Genomic DNA, 9,893 nt, shown 5'->3' with positions numbered 1-9,893 from the left:
AAGTACTGGTCGAAATGGCGGCGTTCAAGTCGATACGCCTCGAGCTCCTCCTTTAACCGTTTCAGGTGCCGCTGATCTTCTTGGAGGCGATGTAACGTTTGCGCGAGATCGGTCAGCTCGCTGGCCGGAGGCGCTGTGATTCCTTCTTTCGCCAATCCACCGATAAAGGAAGCTCGCGCCGAGAGTAACTCCTCTTCAAAGAACGCCTCCCGTTTTTCTTTTCTGCCTAGCTTCGCCATGACGTGCTCGAAGCCGAGATCAGTCAGCTTCTCGTAGACATTGTCGACCGCGGCGTTACTGAACGAAACTACGCCGACGGTCTTTCCCTGCTCGAGAATGATATTAGCAATAAGATTTAGAATGGACTGGGTTTTGCCGGTTCCGGGTGGGCCGTCGATAACGGAGATGGAGTGATTCAGGGCATTAGTGACCGCTTCGCGCTGACTAATGTTTGAAGAGAACGGAAAGATCAGCGGAGTGACGCCACCGACGGATTCTATAGAATCGCCGTTGATGAATTTCCCGAGCACACTTTCAGGGTGCACAAAACGAAGAGTTTCATAAGGCTGTCGAAGAGAGTTTTCCTTGTCAGGTATCCGAGAAACAATGGCGCGCCAGTAGTTGAGAACATCAATGCCAGCGGTCGTGCGGGCAGCGTCTTTCAGTAGGCGCACGTGGCGAGTCATCGAATGGCGCTCGCCCGCCTTAGTCGCACGAAACACCCGCCACCACGGGGTGCCAGCGTCAGTGAAGCGCCAAAGTTCGACGACGTCTTCTCGGACGCGGCCATCGACCTCGACGACGGCGCCGTCAATTAGCGGTATTCGGACAGGATTCCGCAACACTTTGACGCTGGTCGCGGGGTGTGTGTAGGTCTTCCCACCGTTATAGGTGATCGAGATGTGGGCTGAGTTGGGCTTGTACTGAAGGATGGAGTCAGTCTTGTCGACGAACTCCGATTTTCCCTTGTGTCTGACAAGAATGGCCTCGCGACGTGGGTCGAGCAATGGCTCCGACCTCCCGCATAGATCCGTGCGCCGCCCTTTCGCATCGCCAGGAAGCGGGCTTCCTGACGACAAGATCACTTTACTGGTTTGTACTGATCTTGAAAAGAGGTAGTGCCGACGTCTCCGGGCTCACTGCCCTGCGAGCGCCCCCACCTGCTGGGCCTGGACAGGAGTGTCTGACCGATGTTCGGGCCTGCGTGACCGTTGGCGCTGGACGTCGGCATCCCGCAGCGTCCGGATGTCGCACGGTGGAGTCGACCAAGTGGGATCGGCTGAGCTCGCCGAGGCAGCCGTTGCATGATGTGCAATCTCTGACTCGAGGCTAGGCTGAGGCGCCGAGCGCCGCCGCGAGCACTGGTGCGTGCGCTCCGATGCAAAGACTGCGACACGCGACAGAGGAGTTCTGATGATCCAGTTCTCGCGGGACGAGATGCTGCGGCTCACGGCGGCATGGGACGGGGACCGGTTCGACGACGGGCGGCCGCGGGTGCCCGATGCAACGCTCGAGCGGCTGAGGAACCTCACGGCCGAGCACGCATGGCATGTGCTCGACGAGAACGGCTACCCGTACCAGTACGTCGGCGGGTGGTTGTCGACTCAGGAGCACACGCTGGTCGGGCGTGCCGTGACGTCGCAGTACCTGCCCATCCGCCCGGACTATGACCACGCTGTCGAGCAGATCGGGCGGGAGCGCGGCTTCACCGAGGGTTCACTGCAGAACACGTGGGTCGTGGACTCGCTGGTCGACGGCGACGTGATGGTGGCCGACATCTTCGGCAAGGTCATCGAGGGGACCGTGGTCGGCGACAACCTCGGCGCGGCGGTGGCCGGGCGCACCAAGGCGGGAGCCGTGATCGACGGTGGCGTGCGAGACCTGGTCGGGTTACGCCGGCTGACCAGCGCGAACTTCTACTACCGCGCGGCCGACCCCACGCCGATCCGCAACGTGACCCTGGCCGGCATGAACATCCCGGTCCGGGTCGGCCTGACGACGGTCCTGCCTGGTGACGTGGTCTTCGGTACCGAGAGCGGCGTGACCTTCATCCCGCCGCACCTGGCCGAGGAAGTCGCCCGCCAGGGCGAAACGATCAGCGACCGCGACCAGTTCGCCAAGCAGCGGATCGCGGAAGGGCGGTACACCGCCGGTGAGATCGACCTGCCGGTCTGGGCGGACCACATCGAGGAGGACTATCGCGAGTGGGCGAAAGCCCGCGCCGCCGACGGCGTTGCGACACGTGAGGAGTAGCGCGCCAGGGTTCGCGACACCATCCACTTAGCCGCCAGCACAGTAGATATTGCGTAGTGTGCAACAAACGAGTTTCGCGGCGTCGCAATCGTTGACACCCAGCTCACGCCGTTGCCATCATCGCGTTCAAGTTCAGGGAGCGTTGCAAGATATGCAATGCCCCCGAGGTGGATTGCTGAGAGCGGATGGGCAGCGACCCGCCTGCGGCCATTGATGGAGGACGGATGCACGTGCGGGCTCGGAGAGTGACGGCGATAGCCGCGGCCCTGTGTGTTGGCGTATCGCTTGCCGCATGTGGCGGCGGCGACGACAGCGCCGAGGGACAGAGCACGATCGAATGGTGGGTGCCGGACTGGGACGAGGAAGCAGCCGCTGAACTCCTCGACGAGTTCGCCGAGACCCACCCGGACATCAAGGTGGAGACTGTCCAGACCACGTGGGAGACCATGGGCAACCAGATCCGCGTGGCTCTCGACTCTGGCGACACCCCGGATCTGATCACGGAACTGACGTCGCGGATTCCGGTCTACGCGTCCAAGGGCCAACTGCTCGACGTGACGGACTGGTACGACGACAACATGCCCCGCGACGACTTCTACGAGGCTGCGGTCTCGACGGCCAGCTTCGACGACAAGGTCTACGGGGTGCCGTTCCGCTGGGACGCCGGCTCCATGGTCTACAACGCGGACCTGTTCGCCGAAGCCGGCATCGAGGAACCGCCGGCGACGTGGGCCGAACTGAAAGACGCGGCCAAGGCGCTGCAGGACATCGGCGTCTACGCGTACGGCTGGCCCTTCGGCGAACCGAACAACGCCCGGGTGCGGTGGCTCAACGAGTACTACACCCAGGGCGGCGAGTTCACCGAGGAAGAGGACGGTTCGGTCTCCATCGACGCGGAGGCGTCCGAAGCTGCGCTCGAAGTCCTCGCCGAGGGCTTCGATGAAGGCTACGTGACGCCGTCCTCGTTGGAGGCCAGCAACACCGACCTGCAGAACCTGCTGATCAACGAGCAGATCGCGTTCTACTTCGAGGGCGCATACGCCGTGAAACCGATCGAGGAAGCAGGAATCAACATCGGGACGGCGGTGTGGCCGGGACCGGACGGGCCGGGCACCGTCAGCGCCGACGGGTTCTCCTTGATTGTTCCCGAGGGAACGGAGCACCCGGACGAGGTCAAGGAACTCACCCAGTTCCTGGCGCAGCCGGAGAGCCAGACGCTGATGACCGAGACCTTCCCGGCACGCATCAGTGCTGCCGACGCCGAACGGTTCCAGGACCCGCTCTTCGAGCCGTTCATCAAGCAGCACGGTGAGTACGCCAAGAGCCGGCCTGCGTACGCCGGCTGGGAGGACCTCGTCCCGACGATCCACTCCGCGCTGCAGAGCATCGCGCTGGGCGACCAGACACCGGCAGAAGCCAACGAATCGATCCTCCAGCACGCGGAACAGATCCTGCGGGTCCACTGACGTGGGCTGCTCGGGAGGGCGCGGGATTCGCGCCCTCCCGAGGCATGACGAAGGGCGAAGCATGACGACAACAGCGGTGCGCAGTGGTGCTGCGGTCCGGCGCAGTACGGCCGCGCGACGACGCAACGTCGTTGGCTGGACGCTGACGCTGCCGAGCATCATCGTGATGGCGGTCCTGACCGTCGCGCCGCTGGTCACCGTCCTGGTCGGGGGCATATCCACCCAGGGCTGGGACCGGCTGCAGCTGCTGGCAGCGAACCCGGCCTTCAAAGACCTTCTGACCAACACCGTCATCTGGGTGGTCGCCGGCACGGTCGGTTCGTTGGCCTTCGGCACCGCCGGCGCGCTGGCCCTGCAGCACCGGCTGGTGAAAGCCAAAGGGGCCTGGCGTGCCATCCTGCTGATCCCGTGGATCACCCCCACCGTCGTCGCGGCGACGGCCTGGAAATGGTTCTACAGCCGTGACTACGGCGTCTTGAACTCGCTGTTGATGTCGGCCGGGATCATCGACGAACCAGTCGGCTGGCTCACCGACACTCGCATCGCGCTGCTGGCGGTGGTGCTGGTGCACGTGTGGGCGACGTTCTCCTTCGTCATGCTCATGATCTCCGCCGCGTTGCAGACGATTCCGCAGGAGCTGTACGAGGCGGCCAAGGTCGACGGCGCGGGACCGGTCCGCACGTTCCGCAGCATCGTGTTGCCGAGCATCGCCGACATCGCCTTCATCGTCACGCTGATCGTGACGGTGTGGACGCTGAACTCGTTCCTGCCGGTGTGGGTGATGACCGGTGGCGGCCCGGCGGGAGCCACCAACATCCTTCCGGTGCAGCTATACCAGTACTTCCTGCAAGGCGACGAAGGCGCGATCCACGTCTTGGCGACCATCCAGCTCCTGATCACCATCGGCATCGCTGCGTTCTACGTGCAGCGCACACGAAGGGATCCGCAGCGATGACGGCGTTGAACACCACGCAGCACAACCGCGTGCGCAGGCCCCGCCTGAGCACCCCGGTCCTGTCGCGATTCGGCGCCGGGTTGTCCTACCTGGTCCTGATCTTCTTGACGGTGTTCGGGCTGTTGCCGGTCGTGGTGATGATCGCCACGTCTTTCAAGCCGGCCGACCAGATCTTCCGGTTGCCGGCCACGCTGCTGCCGTCCTCGCCGACGCTGACCAACTACGTCAACGTCTTCACCTCGTCGGACATGCCGCGCGCGATCGGCAACAGCGTGCTCGCCGCGCTCCTCACGGCGCTGATCACCATCCTGCTGGGCGGGACCGCCGGATATGCGATCGCGCGGATCCGCTTCCGCGGCACCGGTCCGATCTCGATCGGGCTACTGCTGGGGCAACTGCTTCCTGTCACGGTCTTGCTGCTTCCGCTGTTCAAGCTGGTGTCGTCGATGGGCGTGCTCGACACCATCCCTGGCGTGGTGATCACTCACCTGACCATCGTGTTGCCACTGGTCACCTGGATGGCGACGTCGACGGTGCGCAGTGTCCCGGTGGAGCTGGAAGAAGCGGCCATGATCGACGGATGCACGCGCCTGCGTGCGGTTCGCACGGTCGTGCTGCCGGTGGCCGCGCCCGGGATCGTGGCGCTGGGCATCTTCTCGTTCCTCCAGTCATGGAACGAGTTCGTCTTCGCCTCCGTGGTGTCGCGGTCGATGAGCTCGCGGACCGCGCCGGTCGCGTTGACCGACTTCGCCGGGCAGTTCCAAGTCGACTGGGGTGCCACCATGGCCGCGGCGACGGTCATCTCGCTGCCGATCACGATTGTGTTCCTGCTGGTCCAGCGGTACTTCATCCAGGGCATGTCGGCGGGGGCGGTGAAGGGATGACCTCGGCGGTGGTGACCGGCGCAGCGCACGGGATCGGTGCGGCCTGCGTCCGCACGCTCGTCCAGCGCGGGTTCGACGTCATCGCGTGCGATGTCGAGCCGCTGCCGGATTCGGTGCTCGACGCGCTCGACGCGCCCGACGCGCCCGATGGCCCCGCCGTCCGCGGCCGGGTCTGGTCGATGACGGTGGACGTGGCCGCCGCCGACGCGCCCCAACGGATCGCCGACGAGGTCGCGGCCCGGTGCGGCGAGCTCGACCTGCTCGTCAACAACGCCGGCATCGGCGCCGAGGGCCATTTCGCCGATCTGCCGCGGGCGCAGTGGCAGCGGGTCATGGACGTTTCGCTCACCGCACCGTTCCTACTCACTCAGGCGCTCTGGCCGTACCTGCGCAAACCGGGCGGTGCCGTGGTGAACGTCAGCTCCATTCATGGTCAGCGGCCGTTGCCGGAGCAGGCTGCCTACGCGGCGGCGAAGGGCGGCCTGGAGAACCTCACGCGTGCGCTGGCGGTCGATGCTGCACCGCACGGGGTGCGCGTCAACGCCGTCGCACCCGGGTTCACCCGCACCCGGCGATGGGACGAGTGGATGGGTGCCAGCGGTGAGCAAGCCGAATGGAACCGGCGCGAGGTCGCGCGACTGATCCCGTGGGGCGCGCCCGGGGAGCCCGACGACGTCGCTGAAACGATTGCATGGCTCGGTACCCCCGACGGCCCCCCGCTGACCGGTGCCGTCGTCCCGGTGGACGGCGGACTCGGCGCGCTCGCCTTCGCGCGCCTGCAGTACGACGACGTGAACCACACCTGCGTAGAAGGAGAACCGCCGGCATGAGTTCGAAGATCATCGGGGTGGACGCCTTCCACGTCCAAGTGCCCGTCCGGCTGATCGAGGACGGCGGCATCGCGCCCTACGCGGGCAGCCAGGACGCGAAGGGGGTCACTACCGCACAGAGCCTGCTGATACGCGTCCGCACCGACGACGGCCTCAGCGGTTGGGGCGAGATGAACACCGGGTTCGACCGCGCCGTGGACGTCTCGCTGGTCAAGAACTGGATCGAACCGGCGCTGATCGGCCAGGACGCCACCCGCATCCGCGAGACCATGGCCCGCGTCGACGCGCCGTACTGGCCGCAGTTCAGCCGTCCCGCGTTGGCCTGCGCGGCTGAGATGGCGTTGTGGGACATCACCGCACGCGGCATGGGTCGCCGGGTGGCCGACCTGCTCGGTGGGCCGGTGCGTGACCGGGTGGAGGTCGGGTTCTGCCTGGGCATCAACGACCCCGACACGACGGCGGCCGTCGCGCGGCGGGCTTACGACGAGGGCTGGCGGGTCTTCAAGACGAAGGTCGGACTCGATCTGGACACCGACCTCGCACGCATCCAGGCCATCGTCGACGCGACCGACGGACGGATGCGGCTGCGGCTCGACGCGAACCAGGCCTATGACCGCATCAGCGCGCTCACGTTCCTGCGCCAAGTCGCAGCGTTCCCCGTCGAATACGTCGAGCAGCCGCTTCCTGTCGGCGACTACGCCGGCCACCGTTCCCTGGTGGAGCGGGCCTTGGTGCCGATCGCGATCAACGAGGACGCCTACACCACCGGCGGCGTCGCGCGGGCGGTGGCCGAAGGCAGTATCGACGCCGCGGTCGTGGACATCGAAGGCGCTGCCGGCGTGAGCGGGCTGCTGGAACTGGCCGCGATCGGGTCGGCCTTTCACATTCCGCTGGCGCATCACTGCGGCTGGGATCTCGGCGTCAAGACCGCGATGATGCTGCAGGTGGTCGCGGCCTCCCCGGCGATCAACCTGGCGTCGGACTCCACCTACGCGATGCACCTGGACGACGTGCTGACCACGCGGCTGGAGACCACGGACGGCTCGATGCCGGTCCCGGAGGGCCCGGGTATCGGCGTGGACGTCAGCGAAGAAGCTGTTGAGAGGCTGACATGGCGATGACCGAACCGGCTCCGGCGCAGATCTACGCCGACCTCGGCGTCCGGCGGGTCATCAACGCAGCCGACACCTACACCGCCCTCGGTGGCGGCCGCCTGCCGGAGGACGTGACCGCCGCGATGTCGGCCGCGGCAGCGCACCACGTGGACGTCGACGAGTTGCTCACCGCCGTCGGCCGAAGGCTGGCCGAGTTGATCGGTGCGCCGGCCGCGCACGTCGTCAACGGCGCTGCGGCAGGGCTGGCGGTGTCGGTGGCCGCCTGCATCACGGGCACCGACGCCGCCGCGGTGGGTCTGCTGCCGGACACCCGTGACCGCCGGGACGAGGTGGTGATCCTCGCCTCCCAACGCAACAGCTACGACCGCGCCGTGCTCGCTGCGGGCGCCACGCTGGTCCAGGTCGGGCATGCCGATTCGACGCCGCCGTGGGCGGTGAGCGCCGGGATCGGTCCGCGGACCGCGGCGGTGCTGTACTTCTCCGGGACGCAGTTCGAACGGTGTGCACCGCCGCTGCCCGAGGTCGCCGAGGCCGCCCACGCCCACGGCGTGCCGGTCATCGTCGATGCCGCCGCGCAGTTCCCGCCGGTGGCGAACCTGACCGGTTACCTGGACCAGGGCGCCGACCTCGTGCTGTTCAGCGGCGGCAAGGGGCTGCGCGGTCCGCAATCGACCGGGCTCATCGTGGGCCGGGACGATCTGGTCGCGGCGTGTGCTGCCAACTCCTACCCGCATCATTCGGTCGGGCGCTCGATGAAGACGAGCAAGGAGAACGCACTGGGCCTGCTCGCGGCCGTGGAACGTGCGCTGAAGCTGGACTGGGACGGCGAGTACCGCCGGTGGGAGCGGTTGCTCGAGCAGTACCAGGCTCGCCTCGATGCCGTGCCGGGACTGCGTACCTGGATCGTGCCCACCGGACGGCTGGGACAGACCTGTCCCCGGCTGTTCTTCCAGTGGCCACAGAGCATCGACGCCACCGCGGCGGACGTGGAACGGCGCCTGGCCGACGGGTCTCCGGCCATCGCCATCGGCGTGGAGGACCCTCGCTCCCAGCAGGCGTTCATCAATCCGTACTCCGTGCTCCCCGACGAGGAGGAGTACCTCATCGAGGCCGTGGCCGCCGCGATGCGTGCGCTGAGCGAGGGGGAGTCATGAACACACCGGAACCGACGGGCGTCGAGCTGCGCATCGACAACGGTCGCGTCTTCACCCCCGACGGCTTCGCCGACGCTGCCGTCGGCATCCGCGACGGCCGCATCGAGTTCGTGGGCGCCCAGGCGGATGCTCCGCGGGCACGCGAGACCGTGGACGCCGAGGGCGCACTGGTCGTTCCCGGCCTGGTCGACCTGCACACCCACGTCTATCTCGGGTCAGCCAGGTTGGGCATCAACCCGGACAAGACCGCGGCCCGCAGCGGCGTGACGACCTGGGTCGACGCGGGCACCAGCGGAGCCGGAACGTTCGAGGGCCTGTTGATGCACGTGCGGGACCGCAGCCGGGTACGGGTGGTCCCGTTCCTCAACATGTCCTTCGTCGGCCTGGCGCCGGCGGGCATGCTGACGCGCGAGATCGGCGAGCTGTGGGATCCGGCCTTCGCTGACCTGCGCGCCGTGCTCCGGGCGGCCGAGGAGTTCCCGGACGAGATCAAGGGCATCAAGGTACGGGCGAGCTCCAACGCGCTCGGTGACAACGCTGCCATCGTGTTGCCGCAGGCGCGCGAGGCCGCTGACGAGCTCGGTGTGCCCCTCATGATCCACATCGGGATGGCGCCGCCGACCCTGGTCGAGATCCTGCCGTACCTGCGCGCCGGTGACGTGTTGACGCACTGCTTCCATCCGCACGCCGGCGGGCGGATCATCGGCGCCGACGGCCGGGTACGCCCGGAGGTCAAGGAGGCCGTCGCACGCGGCGTACGCCTGGACGTCGGTCACGGCGTGGCCAGCATGTCGCACCAGGTGGCGATCCAGGCCCTCGACGAGGGCGTGCAGCCGGATTCGCTGTCGTCGGACATCCATGCCGAGAACGTCGGCGGGCCGATCAAGAGCATGCTCACCGTGATGGACATGTTCCTCGCTCTGGGTATGCCGCTTGACGACGTGCTGGACCGCTCGACACGACGGCCTGCCTCGGTACTCTCGCGCGCCGATCTCGGCCGGCTGGAGCCGGGTGCGGCCGGTGACGTCGCGGTGCTCGCCGTGGAAGCGACCGACCGGTGGAAGCAGGACTCCACCGGGCACCGCCTGCAGCTCACGCAGCACTTCGTGCACCGCCTGACCGTGGTCGGCGGGCAGGTTCTCGCGCCGTTCGACGACGGACGCGAGGAGTTCCGGTCCTCCCCGTGGCTGACGAAGTTCGGGGCCACGGGCGATGACGGCGATGACAACCACTAGA

General features: G+C 66.8%; 9 protein-coding genes. 8 read left to right on the top strand and 1 reads right to left on the bottom strand.

Annotated features, from left to right (window positions below):
* Positions 1 to 1,007: AAA domain-containing protein (locus tag M6444_RS09010; RefSeq protein ID WP_298325820.1), on the bottom strand; the 1,007-nt coding region annotated here is incomplete at its 3' end.
* Between the two features lie 406 nt (positions 1,008 to 1,413).
* Here M6444_RS09010 and M6444_RS09005 point away from each other — a divergent pair.
* The 8 genes from M6444_RS09005 (at position 1,414) to M6444_RS08970 (ending at position 9,892) form a co-directional block, all read left to right on the top strand.
* Positions 1,414 to 2,253 (top strand): hypothetical protein, encoded by an 840-nt coding sequence (locus M6444_RS09005; RefSeq protein ID WP_298325817.1) that lies wholly within the window; start codon positions 1,414 to 1,416, stop codon positions 2,251 to 2,253.
* A 230-nt stretch (positions 2,254 to 2,483) separates the two neighbouring features.
* Complete coding sequence (locus M6444_RS09000) at positions 2,484 to 3,719, top strand: sugar ABC transporter substrate-binding protein (RefSeq protein WP_298325814.1); 1,236 nt, start codon at positions 2,484 to 2,486, stop codon at positions 3,717 to 3,719.
* A 61-nt stretch (positions 3,720 to 3,780) separates the two neighbouring features.
* Complete coding sequence (locus tag M6444_RS08995) at positions 3,781 to 4,674, top strand: sugar ABC transporter permease (protein WP_298325811.1); 894 nt, start codon at positions 3,781 to 3,783, stop codon at positions 4,672 to 4,674.
* Entirely contained in the window at positions 4,671 to 5,558 is an 888-nt protein-coding gene (locus M6444_RS08990) for a carbohydrate ABC transporter permease (protein ID WP_298325808.1), read from the top strand. The genes M6444_RS08995 and M6444_RS08990 overlap by 4 nt, the downstream gene beginning before the upstream one ends.
* Complete coding sequence (locus tag M6444_RS08985) at positions 5,555 to 6,388, top strand: SDR family oxidoreductase (RefSeq protein WP_298325806.1); 834 nt, start codon at positions 5,555 to 5,557, stop codon at positions 6,386 to 6,388. Before M6444_RS08990 ends, M6444_RS08985 begins: the two co-directional genes overlap by 4 nt.
* A complete protein-coding gene (locus M6444_RS08980; protein WP_298325804.1) occupies positions 6,385 to 7,509 on the top strand; it encodes a mandelate racemase/muconate lactonizing enzyme family protein in 1,125 nt (374 codons plus the stop codon). The genes M6444_RS08985 and M6444_RS08980 overlap by 4 nt, the downstream gene beginning before the upstream one ends.
* Positions 7,506 to 8,657, top strand: a complete 1,152-nt coding sequence (locus tag M6444_RS08975; protein WP_298325802.1) for an aminotransferase class V-fold PLP-dependent enzyme — start codon at positions 7,506 to 7,508, stop codon at positions 8,655 to 8,657. The genes M6444_RS08980 and M6444_RS08975 overlap by 4 nt, the downstream gene beginning before the upstream one ends.
* Positions 8,654 to 9,892: an amidohydrolase/deacetylase family metallohydrolase gene (locus tag M6444_RS08970; protein ID WP_298325799.1), complete on the top strand. Its 1,239-nt coding sequence runs from the start codon at positions 8,654 to 8,656 to the stop codon at positions 9,890 to 9,892. Before M6444_RS08975 ends, M6444_RS08970 begins: the two co-directional genes overlap by 4 nt.
* Position 9,893 lies beyond the last annotated feature (1 nt).

Origin of the sequence: Haloactinopolyspora sp., from assembly GCF_027324685.1 — a bacterium.
Taxonomy (GTDB): Bacteria; Actinomycetota; Actinomycetes; order Jiangellales; family Jiangellaceae; genus Haloactinopolyspora.
This window is presented reverse-complemented; position numbering and strand designations above follow the sequence as displayed.

What these genes read in the sequence shown, in the direction of transcription:
- M6444_RS08970 (WP_298325799.1), top strand. Translation starts at nt 8,654, where the DNA reads ATGAACACACCGGAACCGACGGGCGTCGAGCTGCGCATCGACAACGGT.
- M6444_RS08995 (WP_298325811.1), top strand. Translation starts at nt 3,781, where the DNA reads ATGACGACAACAGCGGTGCGCAGTGGTGCTGCGGTCCGGCGCAGTACG.
- M6444_RS08980 (WP_298325804.1), top strand. Translation starts at nt 6,385, where the DNA reads ATGAGTTCGAAGATCATCGGGGTGGACGCCTTCCACGTCCAAGTGCCC.
- M6444_RS09005 (WP_298325817.1), top strand. Translation starts at nt 1,414, where the DNA reads ATGATCCAGTTCTCGCGGGACGAGATGCTGCGGCTCACGGCGGCATGG.
- M6444_RS08990 (WP_298325808.1), top strand. Translation starts at nt 4,671, where the DNA reads ATGACGGCGTTGAACACCACGCAGCACAACCGCGTGCGCAGGCCCCGC.
- M6444_RS08975 (WP_298325802.1), top strand. Translation starts at nt 7,506, where the DNA reads ATGACCGAACCGGCTCCGGCGCAGATCTACGCCGACCTCGGCGTCCGG.
- M6444_RS08985 (WP_298325806.1), top strand. Translation starts at nt 5,555, where the DNA reads ATGACCTCGGCGGTGGTGACCGGCGCAGCGCACGGGATCGGTGCGGCC.